Annotated in this window: 15 protein-coding genes; 9 read left to right on the plus strand and 6 right to left on the minus strand. The window is 70.5% G+C overall.

Going from position 1 to position 15,934, the window contains the following annotated elements:
- Nucleotides 1-139 precede the first annotated feature (139 nt).
- Together CW359_RS35415 and CW359_RS35420 are read right to left on the minus strand one after the other, a co-directional pair.
- Nucleotides 140-499, minus strand: a complete 360-nt coding sequence (locus tag CW359_RS35415) for a hypothetical protein (RefSeq protein ID WP_105974321.1) — start codon at nt 497-499, stop codon at nt 140-142.
- Nucleotides 500-632: 133 nt separating this feature from the next.
- The gene (locus CW359_RS35420) at nt 633-2,978 is read right to left on the minus strand and encodes an immune inhibitor A domain-containing protein (protein ID WP_105974322.1); all 2,346 of its coding nucleotides are present in this window, start codon (nt 2,976-2,978) and stop codon (nt 633-635) included.
- A gap of 369 nt (nt 2,979-3,347) precedes the next feature.
- On the opposite strand from CW359_RS35420, the gene CW359_RS35425 reads away from it, so the two are divergent.
- Nucleotides 3,348-3,632, plus strand: coding sequence for a hypothetical protein (locus CW359_RS35425; RefSeq protein WP_105974373.1), 285 nt, complete (start codon nt 3,348-3,350; stop codon nt 3,630-3,632).
- Nucleotides 3,633-3,712: 80 nt separating this feature from the next.
- Here the strand turns inward: CW359_RS35425 and CW359_RS35430 are convergent, their stop codons facing one another.
- Complete coding sequence (locus CW359_RS35430; protein ID WP_105974323.1) at nt 3,713-4,372, minus strand: RDD family protein; 660 nt, start codon at nt 4,370-4,372, stop codon at nt 3,713-3,715.
- A 122-nt stretch (nt 4,373-4,494) separates the two neighbouring features.
- A complete protein-coding gene (locus CW359_RS35435) occupies nt 4,495-5,898 on the minus strand; it encodes an RDD family protein (protein WP_105974324.1) in 1,404 nt (467 codons plus the stop codon).
- A 431-nt stretch (nt 5,899-6,329) separates the two neighbouring features.
- Between CW359_RS35435 and CW359_RS35440 the strand changes: the two genes are divergently transcribed.
- Nucleotides 6,330-6,803, plus strand: a complete 474-nt coding sequence (locus CW359_RS35440) for an SsgA family sporulation/cell division regulator (RefSeq protein WP_105974374.1) — start codon at nt 6,330-6,332, stop codon at nt 6,801-6,803.
- Between the two features lie 14 nt (nt 6,804-6,817).
- On the opposite strand, the gene CW359_RS35445 is transcribed toward CW359_RS35440, so the two are convergent.
- Entirely contained in the window at nt 6,818-8,224 is a 1,407-nt protein-coding gene (locus CW359_RS35445; RefSeq protein ID WP_105974325.1) for an FAD-binding oxidoreductase, read from the minus strand.
- A 92-nt stretch (nt 8,225-8,316) separates the two neighbouring features.
- On the opposite strand from CW359_RS35445, the gene CW359_RS35450 reads away from it, so the two are divergent.
- Nucleotides 8,317-9,735, plus strand: a complete 1,419-nt coding sequence (locus CW359_RS35450; RefSeq protein WP_105974326.1) for a tetratricopeptide repeat protein — start codon at nt 8,317-8,319, stop codon at nt 9,733-9,735.
- A gap of 18 nt (nt 9,736-9,753) precedes the next feature.
- Here CW359_RS35450 and hppD read toward each other — a convergent pair whose 3' ends face one another.
- Nucleotides 9,754-10,899: a 4-hydroxyphenylpyruvate dioxygenase gene (gene hppD, locus CW359_RS35455; protein ID WP_105974327.1), complete on the minus strand. Its 1,146-nt coding sequence runs from the start codon at nt 10,897-10,899 to the stop codon at nt 9,754-9,756.
- A gap of 127 nt (nt 10,900-11,026) precedes the next feature.
- Here hppD and CW359_RS35460 point away from each other — a divergent pair, with 127 nt between their 5' ends.
- The 6 genes from CW359_RS35460 (at nt 11,027) to CW359_RS35485 (ending at nt 15,925) form a co-directional block, all read left to right on the plus strand.
- Entirely contained in the window at nt 11,027-11,512 is a 486-nt protein-coding gene (locus CW359_RS35460; protein ID WP_105974328.1) for an Lrp/AsnC family transcriptional regulator, read from the plus strand.
- A 21-nt stretch (nt 11,513-11,533) separates the two neighbouring features.
- Nucleotides 11,534-12,181: an ABC transporter permease gene (locus tag CW359_RS35465; RefSeq protein WP_105974329.1), complete on the plus strand. Its 648-nt coding sequence runs from the start codon at nt 11,534-11,536 to the stop codon at nt 12,179-12,181.
- Nucleotides 12,174-13,418, plus strand: a complete 1,245-nt coding sequence (locus tag CW359_RS35470; RefSeq protein ID WP_105974330.1) for a betaine/proline/choline family ABC transporter ATP-binding protein — start codon at nt 12,174-12,176, stop codon at nt 13,416-13,418. The genes CW359_RS35465 and CW359_RS35470 overlap by 8 nt, the downstream gene beginning before the upstream one ends.
- Nucleotides 13,419-13,552: 134 nt before the next feature.
- On the plus strand, nt 13,553-14,305 hold the full coding sequence (locus CW359_RS35475; protein ID WP_232838755.1) for an ABC transporter permease: 753 nt from the start codon (nt 13,553-13,555) through the stop codon (nt 14,303-14,305).
- Nucleotides 14,302-15,270, plus strand: a complete 969-nt coding sequence (locus CW359_RS35480; protein WP_105974332.1) for a glycine betaine ABC transporter substrate-binding protein — start codon at nt 14,302-14,304, stop codon at nt 15,268-15,270. Before CW359_RS35475 ends, CW359_RS35480 begins: the two co-directional genes overlap by 4 nt.
- 67 nt (nt 15,271-15,337) lie before the next feature.
- Nucleotides 15,338-15,925 carry an ArsR/SmtB family transcription factor gene (locus CW359_RS35485; RefSeq protein ID WP_105974375.1) on the plus strand — a complete coding sequence of 196 codons (588 nt, stop codon included), beginning with the start codon at nt 15,338-15,340 and terminating at the stop codon, nt 15,923-15,925.
- The last annotated feature ends 9 nt before the right edge of the window (nt 15,926-15,934 follow it).

Below are 15,934 nucleotides of genomic sequence, written 5' to 3' on the forward strand. Positions count from 1 at the left end.
CCCCCCCCCCCCCCGCCCCCCCCCTCCCCGCCGGTCCGTCGCTCGCGCCTGGGGGGGGGGGGGGGGGCGGCCCCCCCCCGGGATGGGACGGGTAGGGGCGGCGGGGGCGAGGGAAATCAAGGTCCGGGCTCAGTCGATGTCACGCCCGTGCCGCCGGACGTCGCAGCAGTGAGCGGATCGGGTGCCACAGTTCCGTTCGCTCCAGGGCCGACGGTGACAGCACGCTGTTGTCCGGCGCCGTGCGCCATATCAGGCCGTCGGGGTGGTGGAGGACCGCCGTGATCTCGTCCGGGGTCGGCGGGGCCGCGTTGCCCCGGAGGTAGACCGCTCGCAGGCCCAGGTTCCGCAGCCGCGTCAGCGCCCGTGCGCGGTTCTGGGCCAGGACCAGGACGCGTACGTCGGACGGGCCCACCGCGACGGTCGGCGCGCTGGGGCTGGGCAGGTTCAGCGCCACCACCACGCTGCCACTCGGCAGTCTGCAGAAACCTCCTGCGGCCATGCGGTCACACCCCCCGTGGGACTCGGTGTCGGATCGATGTCAATAAGAAAACCACAGGACGCACCTAAACACGATCGGCCGCGACCCGCCAGGGGGTCACGGCCGATCATGCTCTGAGCTGCGGTTATGTGGATTACTTCACCGCGGGGCCCACCTGGAGCGAGATCGTGGAGCCGTCCTTGGCCTCCTTGACGATCTTGATCTTGGTGTTGGTGTCAGTGATGTTCACACCCGCCAGCGGGGTCGCCGCGTCGTAGTACGTGGAGGTGTGGTCGTTGAAGGTCGACACGCCCTTCTGCGAGGCGACCTTCGTCAGCACGTCCGCCTTGTGGAGGCGCAGCGCGTCCGTGCGGTACAGGCTGAACGGGGAGTCGTAGGACTGGATACGGCTGCGCATCAGCGTGCCGTCCGCCCACTTCAGCGGGGTCGGGTGCGCGTCCACCGGGAGGATCTTGCCGAGACCGGGGTGCGCGGTGACGTTGTTGTCCTGCTGCGAGGTGTCCCACTTCCAGATCAACAGGCCGTTCTGGTACGGGAAGTGCTCGACCCAGGACGGACGGGTCGCCGAGAAGCCGAAGTTGTACGGGCCGACCTTGAGGGTCTTGTCGTACGACACGTACTGGCGGTTCTCGGCGATGTAGTACTGCGCGTACTCGTCCGTGATGCCCGCGCCGATGCGCGAGAAGCCCTTCGTCGTCCAGGCCGCGTCCGCGCTCTCCGCGTTGTCCGAGAAGACCGTCGCGCCGTCCGCGGTGAGCGTGATCTCGTCGGCCGCGAAGCCCTTCTGGGAGACGCCCCCGTCCGAGGTGTAGCGGAAGCGCAGGGTGAACTTCTGGCCCGCGTAGGCGTCCAGGGGGTACGACAGCTTCTTGTACGCGTCCACCGTGCCGGTGAGCGCCGGCTTGCCGCTGCCGTCGCGCGGGATCGCCGCGCCGTCGACCGTGCCGTCGATCGCCGTCCAGGTGGCGCCGGCGTCCGTGGAGACCTCGGTGTAGAGGTAGTCGTAGTCGGCCTCGATGTCGTACCAGCCGTCCAGGGTCAGAGTGGCCGAGGACTTGCCGGTGAGGTCGACCGAACGGGCCAGCGTGTTGGAGAGGTTGTTGTCGCTGCCGCTCCACCACTGGGTCGCACCCTGCGCCGGGGCGACGACCTCGGTGGTGACCGTCTTCTCGGGCAGTTCGACGACGAGCGCCTGCGCGTTCTTGGTGTTGTACTCGGCGACGCCCAGCTTGTGGCTGGACTTCTTCCCGGCCTTCGCCGTGTCGTAGTCGAGCCAGCCCAGCTGGAGCTTGTCCCAGGCGGTCATGTCACCGGGCAGGTTGCCGATGTTGTCGCCGCCGGTGCCGAGCCAGGAGCCGGACGACATCAGGGTCCAGAACCCGGTCGAGTTCTCACCGGTGTTGGTGGTGTCGTAGTGGTCCGGCAGACCGAGGTCGTGGCCGAACTCGTGGGCGAAGACGCCGAGTCCGCCGTTCTCGGGCTGGATGGTGTAGTCGCCGACCCAGATGCCGGTGTCGCCGATCTGCGCGCCGCCGAGCAGGTTGCCGGAGGGCCCGGTCGCGCCGGCGTCGGTGCCGAACGCGTACCAGCGGTGCGCCCAGATGGCGTCCTCGCCCTGTGCGCCGCCGCCCGCGGACTCGTCCTCACCGGCGTGCACGATCTGGAAGTGGTCGATGTAGCCGTCGGGTTCGTTGAAGTTGCCGTCGGCGTCGAAGTCGTAGCGGTCCCACTGGTCGTACCCGGCCAGCTGCGCCTTGATCTCCGCGTCGGTCGCGCCTGCTGCCTCCTGCGCCGCGACCCATGCGGTGACCCCGTCCTGAACGGCGTACCAGGCACCGTCGTTGGCCAGGTTGGAGCCGTAACGGGCCTCGTTGTAGGGGACCTTGACCCAGTCCGAGACCGTGCCCTCGACCGAGTAGCGGCCCGAGGACTGCTTCTCGTAGTACTTCTTCATCGACTCGACGTTCTTGCCGGTGCCGAAGTAGAGCTGCTGGAAGTGCTCGGTGTTGTAGTCCGCCTGCCAGGCCGTGCTGTTGTCCTGGGTGCGGTCCGGCTCGGCTATCTCGTTGTGGAGCGGGCCGGCCGTGCCGCCGTAGCGGCTGTCTATCTGGTCGCCGAACTCGACCAGGATGGTGAAGATCTTGTCGGTCTTCTCCCGGCCCAGTTCGACGTACTTGCCCTTGCCCTTGCCGCTCTTGAGCTGGACGACCTGCGAACCGCCCCGGTTCTTGGCCGTCGACTCACCGGAGATGACCTGGTTGAGGGCTTCCTCGCGCTGGGCCTCCTGGGTCTTGCTGAGCGGGCCGTCGAGGTCGTGCTCGGCGTGCTGGTGCTCCGCCGGGTCGTGCCGGTCGGCGGCCGGGGCGGCCTTGGTACCCGAGTCCGCCTGCGCGATGGCGAAGGTGGAGAGGGTGGCGGCGGCCGTGGCGAGTGCTACGCCTACGGCGGCCGTTCTGAACGTCCAGGGTCTGCTGGTCACTTGAGGGTCCTCCCCCGCGTCCGTCAGCCGCGGATGGGGGGATTCCTGGTTCGGAAGCAGTCCGCGGGCGGTATACGCGTGTAGTCAAGTGACGCAATTTGACTAGAGTTTCAGAAGAAAAGACAGATCTTGACTTGGACAGGTCAAATGCATTACCGGCGCGCGGGCGCGTCCACTTGCTGGACGTCATGACTCCGTGCGCCCCCTGTGCTCCGGAGCCGTGTGTTAGGTCACGCTTACTGCGCGTTCCACTCGGGCATGCACGCGATTAGAGTCGGTCGGCGGAACGCCGGATGTCCGGTGGAAAGCCAGGCCGACGCGCGTCGCTCACCCCCGATGACCCCCGAATCCAACGAGGACTCGATTGCCATGCCTCGTCCGACCGCGCCTCGTCCGACCGCCGCACAGCTCGCCTACGGTTCGTGCACCGTGATCCTCTCGACGCTCGCCATGCTGCTGCTGTCCCAGACGAGTTCGGGCCCGGGGGTCGCGCTGATCGCCCTCGTGGGACTCGCCCTGGGGCTGCTCGTGGCCATGACCGTGCCCCGCTCCAAGCCGTCCCGGACGGCCTCCCAGGTCGTCGCCTCGTCGGCCGCCCCGGCGGCGCCGCGCGAGCGCGTCCCGGTACAGGTCTCCTCGGTGCACCAGGACTGAACCACCCTCGCGCCAACGGCGGTTGGGCGGGCCTGCGACATGCAGGCCCGCCCAACCGCCGTTGTCCTGCCCGGAGTCGGTCAACCCGCGCTGACCACCACCGTCTTGGCCGCCTTGTCGTGCAGCCCCTGCTTGTACGGCTTGTCGAAGAAGCTCCAACCGCCCGCGATCGCCGTCCAGATGCAGGCGCAGCAGAAGGCGAAGGGGATCCACAGCACGAGGGACCGCACGAACATGGTCTGCACGGAGGGCGTGGCGCCGTTGTCGAGGTTGGCCACCCGCAGCTTGAGCCACTTCTTGCCGAGGGTCTGCCCGGTCCTGGACATCAGGATCGTGTCGTACGCGATGTAGAGCACGGCGGCGATGAGCGACTGGCCGATCGAGCGGCCGTACTCGACCTTGTCGCTGTCGAAGTCGTACTCGTTGACCTGGAAGCCCAGGGTGAGCAGCCAGACGACGACGCCGACGAGGATCATGTCGATGATCCGGGCGAGCACGCGCCGACCGCTCTCGGCGAGCGGCGGCATCCCCGCGAGGGGGTCGGCGGCGCCACCCCCGCCGTAGGGATCACCACCGCCGTAGGGCGTATCGGCGCCGCCGCCGTACGGCGAGCCGCCGCCGGCCGAGCCCGATCCGCCGTACGGATCGCCCGCGCCGTACGACGGAGGCGGTGGCTGCTTCCTGAACGGGTCGTCTTCCGGTGGCTGCTGACCGGCGCCGGGGGGCGGTTCGCTGCTCATGGCCCGAGTCGACCGCGAACCGCCGCGTTCCGCATCCGGCGAGCGGCCGTCCGGGGGACCGAATCGGGTGATTCGTACGCCGTACCCGGCCGCCCCGCGTCTGCCCTACGGGCCGTACGGCCTCAGCCCGCCACGAAGGTGTGCGCCGCCTTGTCGTGCCAGCACTGGCGCCACGGGCGGTCGAACAGGCACCACAGGACACCCACGACACCGATGCCGAGCAGTCCGGGGAGGCTGTAGACGAGCCAGCGGCGCAGGGCGGCGCCGAAGGACGGGGGCTCGTGGCCCTCGATGTCCCGGACCTCCAGGCCGAACAGCTTCTTGCCGAGGGTGCGCCCCCACTTGGCGGTGGGCCACGCCTCGGACAGCACCCCGGCGAGCAGCAGTACAGCGAGCACGATGCCCAGGTACAGCCCGGTCGTGCCGTCGAGCAGCCATACGGTCACGGTCTCGCCGGAGAGCTTGGCCGCGTCGATCTTGCCGTTGATGTGGTCGACGGCCATGGTGCCCAGCGGCACGGCGGCCGTCGCGGTGAGGGCACCGAGGACCAGGGTGTCCACGAGCCGGGCGGCGAACCGCTTGCCGAGGCCCGCCGGGCGGGCCGCCGCCTGTCTGCGGGCGGCGGCCTGGAACACGTCCTCGACGGGCGGCTTCCAGGGCGCGAGGCGCTGCTCCCCGCCCTCGTCGGGCCCGCCCGGGCGGGGCGCCTGCATGGCCCAGGAGGGCTGGCCGCCGCCGACGCCGGGGGCCATGGGCGCACCGGCGCCGGGACGGCTCTGCTGCGGCAGGCCCGGGGCCGCGGGCAGCAGGGCGGGATTGGCGCCCTGGGCCGCGGCGGCACGGGCAGCCGCGGCCTTCCCGGCACCGAAGCCACCGCTGCCGGTACCCGGAGCGGGTGCCGTGCCGGGGCCCTGCGCGCCCTCCGGCGACCCCGTGCTCCCCGGCTGCGCGCCGCCCGCCCCGCCCTCGCGCCCCGTGCGCGGGGACGGCGCCTGGAAGGGCACGGCCCCCTCGGCACCCCCGATCGCGGCCGGCCCCGGGGTGGGCCGACGGAACACGAACGTCCCCGACTCGGGCACCTCACCGGCGTCCGCGTCGGCGGGCGGGGCCGTCGCCGTACCGTCCCCGCTCGACAGCCGGGGGTCGGCCGCCATCGCCTCGGCGGCCTGCGCCGGTGAGCCCCAGGAGACCTGGCGGTCCCGGTCACCGCCGAAGCCGGACTGCTGGGAACGGTCGGCGCCCCAGGCGGACGCGGGTTCGGGCCGGCTGCCGTGCTGGGCCTCCGCCGGGGTCGCCCGGCGCGGCGCGGGCGAACGCGGGTCCTCGTCGAAGAAGTGCGGCCCGGTCTCCTCGACCCGCGCGACCGACGCCGCACTGGGCACACCGTCGGACGCCACCGCCGGACGGCTGGTCCCCGGCACCCAGGCGGTGCCGTTCCAGAACCGGACATATCCAGGAATGGACGGGTCCGGGTAAAACCCTTCACGGGGCCTGTCGTCACCGGGGGCCGGGGTTGGGGCGCTCATGTCCGTCGTCCCGTATCTGCTCGGGGGTCATTTGGGGTGCACCACATCTACCAGACGGGCACGCGTCACTGGGCCAGTGCGGTCGGACAGCCCCCATTCGGGCACACTCCGGCACACCATCTGCTACAGACGCGGGACCGGCCGACGGGGGCCAAGACGAACCGACGCGGCCTTCGGCTGGGGGTCCGGGGGTTATCCCCCGGGAAGACACAGCCAGACGGGCACGCTTCACTGGGCCAGTGCGGTCGGACAGCCCCCATTCGGGCACACTCCGGCACACCATCTGCTACGGACACCGGGGCCCTCCGTCGAAGGCCGCCAAAAAAGTTTCCGGAAACCGCGTAATGCTCACGCCTCCCCGCCCTCTCTCCTCGTACGGGCCCGCCGCAGAGGCTCACGAGAAGAGAGGAAGTGCCCGCATGACTCACGCCATGAACACCGTGGTGGAACGGGAACTGGAGCTGAAACTCATCCTGTCGCCGGAGCGGAGCATCCCCGTCCCGGCCCGGCTCACCTACCGCACCAACGACCCCTTCGCCGTCCACATCGCCTTCCACATCAGCTCGGAGAACCCGGTGAACTGGACGTTCGCCCGCGAGCTGCTGGTCGAGGGGGTGTTCCGGCCCTGCGGGCACGGTGACGTGCGCGTCTGGCCGACCAAGGTCGACGGGCGCAGTGTCGTCCTGATGGCGCTGAGTTCGCCCGACGGCGACGCCCTCCTGGAGGCGCCCGCCGCCCAGGTGTCCGCATGGCTGGAGCGCACCCTCCGGGCGGTCCCCCCGGGCTCTGAGGCCGAGCAGCTCGGAATCGACGACGGCCTCGCCGAGCTGCTCGCACCCACCCCGGCCGACGACCTCTGGCTGCGCGACCCGTGGCCGAGCGACGAGTCGCAGGACGGCGAATGACACCAAGGACCGGCTCAGAAGAGCTTGCCGGGGTTCAGGATGCCCAGCGGGTCGAAGGTCGCCTTCACCGCCCGCTGCATCTCCACGCCCACCGGCCCCAACTCCCGCGCCAGCCACTCCTTCTTCAGGATGCCGACGCCGTGCTCCCCGGTGATCGTGCCGCCCAGTTCCAGACCGAGCGCCATGATCTCGTCGAAGGACTCGCGGGCCCGCCGGGACTCGTCGGCGTCCTGGGCGTCGAAGCAGACCGTGGGGTGGGTGTTGCCGTCGCCCGCGTGCGCGCACACCCCGATGGTCAGCTGGTACTTCTCGGCGATGCGCTCGACCCCCTCCAGCAGCTCGGCGAGCCGCGACCGGGGCACGCACACGTCGTCGATCATCGTCGTGCCCTTGACCGCTTCGAGCGCGACCAGGCACAACCTCCGTGCCTGGAGGAGCAGTTCGGACTCGGCGGCGTCGTCGGCGGGCACCACCTCGGTCGCCCCGGCCGCCTCGCACAGGGCGCCGACCGCGGCCAGGTCGGCGGCGGGGTCGAGGGTGTCGAAGGCGCAGAGCAGCAGCGCCTCCGTCGACTCCGGGAGACCCATGTTCGCCAGGTCGTTGACCGCCTTGACGGTCGTACGGTCCATCAGTTCGAGGAGGGACGGGACATGACCGCCCGCCATGATCCGGCACACGGCGTCACAGGCAGCCGCCGCCGACCCGAACTCGGCGGCCAGCACCAGCTGTCGGGGCGGCTGCGGCTTCAGCGCCAGCACCGCCCGTACGACGATGCCCAGCGAGCCCTCCGAGCCCACGAAGAGGCGGGTGAGGTCGTACCCGGCGACACCCTTCGTGGTCCGCCGCCCGGTGGACATCAGCCGCCCGTCGGCGAGCACGACGTCCAGCCCGAGTACGTACTCGGCCGTGACCCCGTACTTCACGCAGCACAGCCCGCCCGACGCGGTGCCGATGTTGCCGCCGATCGTGCACATCTCCCAGCTGGAGGGGTCCGGCGGGTAGTACAGACCGTGTTCGTTGACCGCGCGGGACAGCGTCGCGTTGATGACGCCGGGCTCGACGACGGCGATGCGGTCGACGGGGTTGATCTCCAGGATGCGGTCCATCTTCACCAGCGACAGCACGATGCAGCCCTCGGACGCGTTGGCCGCGCCCGACAGCCCCGTGCGGGCGCCCTGCGGGACGACCGGGACGCGCAGTTCGGTCGCGACCCGCATCACGTGCTGCACCTGTTCGACCGTGCGCGGCAGCACCACGACCGCCGGGGTGCCCGCCTCGCAGAAGCTCGCCATGTCGTTGGCGTAGGCGGCCGTGACGTCCGGATCGGTGAGCACCGCCTCGGCCGGCAGCTCCGTGAGCAGCCGGTCCGTGAGGTTGCCCTGGGCTTCGTCGGGTGCGGCTTGGATACGGCTCATGATCACAGCGTCGCACCCGGGGCCATCGGTGTGAACCCCGTCCGCGAGGCGCTTTCGGTACGGGAATCCGGTCGTCCTATTGACGCACAGTGAGCGCCATGGTGATGGAGAGAGCCCGTGGTCGGGTCCGTGGTCATGCCCGTGGTCGTGTCCTTCCGCGCCCGTTGATCGCCGCACTCGCGGGGTGTGCGGTACTCGGCGGCGCCCTGATGCTGCTGCCCTCCGGCGGGCCCGCCGCCCCACCGGTGCCCGGCCCGGCGGCCCGCGCGGAACAGGCGGTGACCGGCGGCGCACCGGCCGCGCTGCCCGACCTGACGGCGCTCATCGGCGACCGTGAGGCGTTCGTACGCGCCCATGCGCGTGACGGGCAGGCCTGGGCGCAGCTCGGTTCGGCGTACGTGGAGCGCGGCCGGCGGACCTCCGACGCCGCCGACTTCCCGAGGGCCGAACGGGCACTGCGTACGTCGGTACGGGTGCGCCCGGGCGGCAACGCGGAGGCCCTCGGCGCGCTGGCCGCCCTGGCGAACGCGCGCCGCGACTTCCCGGCCGCGCGGAAGTGGGGCGAGGCGGCGGTACGCCAGGCGCCGACGCGCTGGCTGTCGTACCCGCCGCTGCTCGACGCGTACACCGGCCTCGGCGACTACAAGGCGGTACGGCGGACGCTGGAGCGGCTGCAGGGCCTGCGGGCCGGGGCGACGGTACCGGCGGTCATGGCGCGGACGGCGGGCGTCTACCGGGACCAGGGCCGCCGCGAGGACGCGCAGGCGGCGCTCGCGGACGCGGCGGCCCGGGCGACGACCCCGGCGGAGGAGGCCGAATGGCAGTACCGGGCGGGCGAGTTGGCCTGGGAGCGCGGCGAACCGGCCGCCGCACTGGCCCACTTCGAGACCGCGCTGCGTCTCGACCCCGAACTGTGGTCGGCCCGGGCGGGCCAGGGCCGGGCGCTGGCCGCGCTGGGGCACACGGAGAAGGCCGTCGACTCCTACCGGGCGGCCCTGTCCGGGCAGCCCTCTCCCCAGTACGCCCTGGAGCTGGGCGAGTTGTACGAGTCCCTGGGCCGCCCGGAGGAGGCGCGCGCGCAGTACGCCGTACTGCGGGACCGGGTCGCCAAGGAGCAAGCCGCAGGCGTGGACGGCGAGTTGCTGCTCGGCCGGTTCGAGGCGGACCACGGCGACGCGGAGTCGGCGGTACGACGGCTGCGGGCGGAGTGGGCCCGGCAGCCCGGGCTCGATGTCGCGGACGCGCTGGGCTGGGCGCTGCACCGGTCGGGGCACGGCGAGTTGGCGCTCCCCTGGGCGCGGCGGGCGACCGACCAGGAGCACGGCGGTGAGGTGCGCAGCGCGCTGTACGCGTACCACCGGGGCATGATCGAGCGGGAGTTGAGGATGGGCGGGCCCGCGCGCCGGCATCTGGCGGAGGCGCTGCGGATCAACCCGTACTTCTCGCCCGCAGGGGTCCCGGCGGCGCAGGAGGCGCTGGCGGCGCTGGGCGAGCCGGTGGCGGGCCCGCCCAACTGACCGCTGGCACTGGACTGGTCACAGGTTTCCGCGCCGGTCCTGCTCCCGTTCGATCGCCTCGAAGAGGGCCTTGAAGTTGCCCTTGCCGAAGCCCATCGAGCCGTGCCGTTCGATGATCTCGAAGAAGACCGTCGGCCGGTCCTGGACCGGCTTGGTGAAGATCTGGAGCAGATAGCCGTCCTCGTCGCGGTCGGCGAGGATCTTCAGCTCGCGGAGGGTGTCGACGGGGACACGGGTGTCGCCGACCCACTCCCCCAGGGTGTCGTAGTAGGAGTCGGGCGTGTCCAGGAACTGAACTCCCGCCGCCCGCATGGTCCGTACCGTCTCGACGATGTCGCTGGAGTTGAGCGCGATGTGCTGGACGCCCGCGCCGCCGTAGAACTCCAGGTACTCGTCGATCTGGGACTTCTTCTTGGCGATCGCGGGCTCGTTGATCGGGAACTTGACCTTCAGGGTCCCGTCGGCGACGACCTTCGACATCAGCGCGCTGTACTCGGTGGCGATGTCGTCGCCCACGAACTCCTTCATGTTCGTGAAGCCCATGACCCTGTTGTAGAAGCCGACCCATTCGTTCATGTGGCCGAGTTCGACGTTGCCCACGCAGTGGTCGATGGCCTGGAAGGTGCGCCGGGCGGGCGGTTCGACGAGTGGGGCGGCGGCTGCGTACCCCGGGAGGTACGGGCCGTCGTAGCCCGACCGGTCGACGAGGGTGTGGCGAGTCTGGCCGTAGGTGGCGATCGCGGCGAGTACGACGGTGCCGTGCTCGTCCTTCAGCTCGTACGGCTCGGCCAGGGAGCGGGCGCCGTGGCCGACGGCGTACTCGTACGCGGCGCGGGCGTCCGGGACCTCGATGGCGAGGTCGACGACGCCGTCGCCGTGCTCGGCCACATGGCCGGACAGGAAGTGGCCCCAGGGGGTGGCGGGTTTGACGACCGAGGTGAACACGAACCGGGCGGAGCCGTTCTCCAGGACGTACGACGCCGTCTCGCGGCTGCCCGTCTCCGGTCCGGAGTAGGCGACGAGCCGCATGCCGAAGGCCGTGGAGTAGTAGTGCGCCGCCTGTTTGGCGTTGCCCACGGCGAAGACGACCGCGTCCATTCCCTTGACCGGGAAGGGGTCTGCCTGCCGGGCGGTGTCGGGAGTGTGGTGTGTGGTCTGCGTCATGGCTGAAGCGTCGCCCCGGGCTCGCAAGATGCGCAACAGTTTGCGCTGCCACTGGACATTCTGCTCAGCTGTAGACCCGTAGAGCCGGGCTTTCTGTACATCATGACCATGCGAACTGGGGGCCGCCGTGACGATCGACGAGCTGGACGGACGGATCATCGTGCTGCTCGCGCGGGAGCCGCGGATCGGTGTGCTGGAGATGTCCCGGCGGCTGGGTGTGGCGCGCGGGACGGCGCAGGCGCGGCTGGACCGGCTTCAGTCGAATGGCGTCATCCGGGGTTTCGGGCCGCAGGTGGACCCGGCGGCCCTCGGCTACCCGGTCACCGCCTTCGCGACGCTGCAGATCCGGCAGGGCCAAGGGCCGGACGTACGGGCCCACTTGGCGTCCGTACCGGAGGTGCTTGAGCTGCACACGACCACCGGCAGCGGGGACATGCTGTGCCGGCTGGTGGCCCGTTCGAACGCCGATCTCCAGCGGGTGATCGACCGGGTCGTCGGTTTTGATGGCATCGACCGGGCCGCCACGGCGATCGTCATGGAGAACCCCGTTCCGCTGCGGATCATCCCGCTGGTGGAGCAGGCGGCCCTGGAGGACAGCGACCGAATCGACTGAACCGACGGGAAGGTGCGGGCGGTGAGCTTCTGGGAGTACCTCGGAAACCGCCATCAGCAGCTCCTCACGGACGCGTTCCAGCACGCCAGTGCCGTGTTCCAGTGCATGGTCGTGGCGACGGTCGTCGGGGTCGCGCTCGGGGTCGTCACCTACCGGAGCGAGTGGGCGGGCAACCTCGCGACCACGGCGACGTCGACGATCCTGACGATCCCCTCGCTCGCGATGATCGGCCTGCTGATCCCGGTCGTCGGCCTGGGCGTGCCGCCGACGGTCATCGCGCTCACCCTCTACGGCCTCCTCCCGATCGTGCGCAACGCGATCGTGGGCCTGCGGGGCGTCGACCCGTCGCTCGTCGACGCGGCGCGGGGCATCGGGATGTCCCGGGTGGCGCAGCTGGCCAGGGTGGAGCTGCCGCTGGCCTGGCCGCCGATCCTGACCGGCATCCGGGTCTCGACGCAGATGCTGATGGGCATCGCGGCCATCGCCGCGTACGCGTCAGGGCCGGGGCTCGGCAACGAGATCTTCCGGGGCATCGCCTCGCTGGGCAGCAAGAACGCGCTGAACCAGGTCCTCGCGGGCACGCTGGGGATCATCGTGCTCGCGCTGCTGTTCGACGCGGCGTATGTGCTGGTCGGGCGCCTGACCATTCCGAGGGGGATCCGTGTCTGAGACCACGTCCGCGGGCGCGACCATCGAGCTGGAGGGGCTGACCAAGCGGTATCCGGGCAGCCCCCGGCCCGCCGTCGACAACGTCTCGATGGAGATCAAGGCGGGCGAGACGGTCATCTTCGTGGGCCCGTCGGGCTGCGGGAAGTCCACGACGCTCAAGATGATCAACCGGCTGATCGAGCCGACCGGCGGCCGGATCCGCATCGGCGGCGAGGACGTCACCGACATGGACCCGGTGAAGCTGCGCCGCCGGATCGGGTACGCGATCCAGTCGTCCGGGCTCTTCCCGCACATGACGGTCGCCCAGAACATCGCGCTCGTGCCGAGGATGACGGGCTGGCCGGCGTCCCGGATCAAGGCGCGGGTGGAGGAGATGCTCGACCTGGTCGGTCTCGACCCCGGCGAGTTCCACGACCGCTATCCGCGTCAGCTGTCCGGCGGTCAGCAGCAACGGGTGGGTGTGGCAAGGGCGTTGGCGGCCGATCCGCCGGTCCTGCTGATGGACGAGCCGTTCGGCGCGGTCGACCCGATCACCCGGGACCACCTCCAGGACGAACTGATCCGGCTCCAGCACGAGTTGCACAAGACGATCGTCTTCGTGACGCACGACTTCGACGAGGCGATCAAACTGGGCGACCGGATCGCGGTGCTGCGCGAGCGCTCGCACATCGCCCAGTTCGACACCCCCGAGGCGATCCTGACCAACCCGGCGGACGACTTCGTGTCCGGTTTCGTGGGCGCGGGGGCGGCGTTGAAGCGGCTGAACCTCACCCGCGTACGGAACGTGGAGATCACCGACTACCCGACGGTGGCCGTCGACGACCCGCTCCAGGAGATCTTCAACAAGCTCCGGTCCAGCGGGACGAACGAGATCCTGCTGCTCGACAAGCGGCGCCGCCCGTACAAGTGGCTGCGGCGGGGCGACCTGATGCGGGCGAGGGGTTCGCTGGCGCGCGCCGGGACGCTGGTGTCGGACACGGTGACCCGGGACGCGACCCTGCGGGACGCGCTGGAGGCGGTGCTGACGGACAACGCGGGCCGGGTCGCGGTGACCGGGCGGCGGGGCGAGTACGAGGGGGTCGTCGACATGGAGACGCTGATGAACTCCGTGCACGAACTCCTGGAGGCGGACCGGCTGGAGGCGGTGGAGGCGCAGCACGACCTGGAGTCGGCGCGGACGGAGCTGACGCACGCCGAGCAGGAGGGGGACGGCGAACGAGGGGAGGCAAGGGCGTGACCACTCCGGCGACCGCCTCCGAGACGGAGGAAGAGGGCGAGGGCGGTGAGGGCAGTGAGGGAGGCGCGGGCGACGGTACGGAGGCGGTGTCGGGCCCGGGTCTCGGCGGAACTCCTACACCCCCTCCCCCATCCCTGAAGTCCCGCACGGCCCGGCTGAGTTGGCAGAAGCTGACGATCCTGCCCGGGGTCCTGGTCCTCGTCCTGCTCGCGACCTGGCTGTGGTTCCGGCAGGCCGACCTGGACGCGATCTCCGAGAACGCGCTGTCCAACGGCCAGGTGTCGAAGGCCCTTTGGCAGCACGTCGAACTCACGGCGATCTCCACGTTCTTCGTGCTGGTCATCGCGATCCCGCTGGGCATCCTGCTCACGCGCGGGGCGTTCCGCCGGGCGACGCCGGTGGCGATGGCGGTCGCCAACATGGGTCAAGCAACGCCAGCGATCGGCCTGTTGGCGCTGCTGGTGATCTGGCTGGGCATCGGCCGGAAGGCGGCGCTGATCGGCATCGTGGCATACGCGGTGCTGCCCGTCCTCTCCAACACGATCGCCGGCCTGAAGGCCAACGACCCGACGCTCCTGGAGGCCGGCCGGGGCATCGGCATGTCCTCGCTCGGGGTGCTGACCAGAGTCGAACTCCCCTTGGCCGTACCGCTGATCCTCGCGGGCGTGCGTACGGCACTCGTCCTGAACGTGGGCACGGCGACGCTGGCCGCGTTCGGCGGGGGCGGTGGACTGGGCGTGCTGATCACGACCGGCATCACCAACCAGCGGATGCCGGTGCTGATGCTGGGCTCGATCCTGACCGTCGTACTGGCCCTGCTGGTGGACTGGCTGGCCTCGCTGGCCGAACTGCTGCTGCGGCCACGGGGGTTGGAGACGGGGACATGAGGCGGCGCGGGCGGGTCACGGCGACCGGGGTGCTGCTCCTCGCGGCACTGGCGTCGGCCTGCGGTCTGACCAGCGGCTCCCCGATGGTCGACGACGTCGAACCGGGCACGATCGGCAGGGGGAAGCCGTTGAAGGGCGCCGATCTGACGGTGACGTCGAAGTCGTTCACGGAGAACCTGATCCTCGGCGCGATGATGGGCATCGCCTTCGAGGCGGCGGGCGCGGACGTGCTCGACCGGACGGGCATCCAGGGTTCGTTCGGGGCGCGCGAGGCGGTGAAGAAGGGCGACGCGGACGGCATGTACGAGTACACGGGCACCGCGTGGATCACGTACCAGGGCAACAGCGAACCGATCGCCGACCCGCACACGCAGTGGAAGGCGGTACGGGACGCGGACCTGGGCAACGGCCTGACGTGGCTGTCCCCGTCGGCCCTGAACAACACCTACGCCCTGGCGATGAACCAGGCCAACTTCCGTAAGTACGGCACGAAGACGCTGTCGGCGGTGGCCGAACTGGCGGCGACCCGGCCGAAGGCGGTCACGCTGTGCGTGGAGGGCGAGTTCGCCAACCGCGCGGACGGACTGCCGGGCATGGAGAAGGCGTACGGCATGAGCCTGCCCGCCGGGAACATCACGCAGATGGACACCGGGATCATCTACACGCAGGCGGCGAAGGGGAGTTGCGTGTACGGGGAGGTCTTCACGACGGACGGCCGCATCAAGTCGATGGACCTCACGGTGATGGCGGACGACCGCAAGTTCTTCCCCAACTACAACGCGGCCCCCGAGATCAACTCGAAGACGCTGAGGAAGTGGCCGGCGATCAGCAAGATCCTCGACCCGGTGACGGCGAGGCTGACGAACACGGTGGCGCGGGAGCTGAACGCCAAGGTGGATGTGGAGGGGGAGGATCCGCATCAGGTGGCGCTGGACTGGATGCGGGCGGAGGGGTTCGTGAAGTAGGGCTTGCGAAGGACTAGTTGCAAAGAAACCCTTGCATCGACTTCTTTGCAAAGCTACCTTTGTGTTCATGCCGGAGCAGCCCGAAGAATTCGTACCTCACGTACTCGACGCCCGCTCACTCCGCGGCCTCGCCCATCCCCTGCGGATGCAGCTCCTGACCGCGCTGCGGCGCGGCGGACCCGCCACCGCCTCCCAACTGGCCGCGAAACTGGGCGAGTCCAGCGGGGCGACCAGCTACCACCTGCGCCAGCTCGCCGCCCACGGCTTCGTCGAGGACGCGCCCGAGCACGGCAAGGGGCGGGAGCGCTGGTGGCGGTCGGTCCATGAGGGCGTGCAGTTCGACGACGCCCTGTTCAAGGACCCCGACCCCGCTGTCCGTGGCGCCGCCGACCTGTTCATCCACGAGGTCGCGAACAGCCACACCCGGGAGATCTCGACCTGGCTCGGCAATCCGAACGACTGGTCAGAGGCGTGGCAGCGCTCGTCGGACCTGAGTGACATGACGCTGCGGCTGACACCCGAGAGCGCCCTCGAACTGATCCACCGGATGCACGAACTCGTCGACAGCTACCGCGCCCAGGCCCCGGCCGACGGCACCCCGGAGGCCGAGACGGTACGCGTCCACACCCATGTCTTCCCGACCCACACGACCTGAGAGGCCGCG

Source organism: Streptomyces geranii (assembly GCF_002954775.1).
GTDB lineage: Bacteria > Actinomycetota > Actinomycetes > Streptomycetales > Streptomycetaceae > Streptomyces > Streptomyces geranii.

Coding starts and splice junctions, on each gene's coding strand:
- CW359_RS35415 (WP_105974321.1), bottom strand. CDS start 499: ATGGCCGCAGGAGGTTTCTGCAGACTGCCGAGTGGCAGCGTGGTGGTG.
- CW359_RS35425 (WP_105974373.1), top strand. CDS start 3,348: ATGCCTCGTCCGACCGCGCCTCGTCCGACCGCCGCACAGCTCGCCTAC.
- CW359_RS35430 (WP_105974323.1), bottom strand. CDS start 4,372: ATGAGCAGCGAACCGCCCCCCGGCGCCGGTCAGCAGCCACCGGAAGAC.
- CW359_RS35435 (WP_105974324.1), bottom strand. CDS start 5,898: ATGAGCGCCCCAACCCCGGCCCCCGGTGACGACAGGCCCCGTGAAGGG.
- CW359_RS35440 (WP_105974374.1), top strand. CDS start 6,330: ATGAACACCGTGGTGGAACGGGAACTGGAGCTGAAACTCATCCTGTCG.
- CW359_RS35450 (WP_105974326.1), top strand. CDS start 8,317: ATGGTGATGGAGAGAGCCCGTGGTCGGGTCCGTGGTCATGCCCGTGGT.
- hppD (WP_105974327.1), bottom strand. CDS start 10,899: ATGACGCAGACCACACACCACACTCCCGACACCGCCCGGCAGGCAGAC.
- CW359_RS35480 (WP_105974332.1), top strand. CDS start 14,302: ATGAGGCGGCGCGGGCGGGTCACGGCGACCGGGGTGCTGCTCCTCGCG.
- CW359_RS35485 (WP_105974375.1), top strand. CDS start 15,338: ATGCCGGAGCAGCCCGAAGAATTCGTACCTCACGTACTCGACGCCCGC.